The 700-nt window shown below is 61.6% G+C and carries 1 protein-coding gene; it reads left to right on the top strand.

Annotated features, from left to right (window positions below; genetic code table 11):
- Window positions 1-700: NAD(P)/FAD-dependent oxidoreductase (locus tag SB764_RS38180; protein ID WP_410866487.1), on the top strand; the 700-nt coding region annotated here is incomplete at both ends.

Consider the following 700-nt stretch of genomic DNA (forward strand, 5'->3'; position numbering starts at 1 on the left):
CGCTGCCGGACAACTTCAAGAATCACGGCAATTACGTCATCAGCCTCGCGAACGTGACGCGCTGGCTGGGTCAGCAGGCCGAGGCGCTGGGCGTCGAGATTTTCCCGGGTTTCCCGGCCGCCGAAGTGCTCTATAACGACGACGGTTCGGTCAAGGGCGTCGCGACGGGCAACATGGGCATCGGCAAGGATGGCGAGCCCACCGAGAATTTCCAGCTCGGCATGGAACTGCACGCGAAATACACGCTGTTTTGCGAAGGCGCGCGCGGGCATCTGGGCCGTCAACTGAACGAGAAACTCAAGCTGGGCAAGGACGCCGATCCGCAGGTCTACGGCATCGGCATCAAGGAACTGTGGGAAATCGATCCCGCGAAGCATCAGCCGGGTCTCGTGATTCACACCGCCGGCTGGCCGCTCGAAAACGATACGTACGGCGGCTCGTTCCTCTATCACATCGACAACAACCAGGTGATGGTGGGTTTCGTCGTCGGCCTCGCTTATACGAATCCGTATCTGTCGCCGTTCGAGGAATTCCAGCGTTACAAGACGCATCCGGCGATCCGCAAATATCTCGAAGGCGGCAAGCGTGTTTCGTACGGCGCGCGCGCCATGACCGCAGGCGGTTTGATGTCGCTGCCGAAGCTCGTGTTTCCGGGCGGCGCGCTCGTCGGCGACGACGCGGGCTTTTTGAACGCGGCGCG

This window comes from Paraburkholderia sp. SIMBA_027 (assembly GCF_046535315.1).
Lineage (GTDB): Bacteria > Pseudomonadota > Gammaproteobacteria > Burkholderiales > Burkholderiaceae > Paraburkholderia > Paraburkholderia tropica.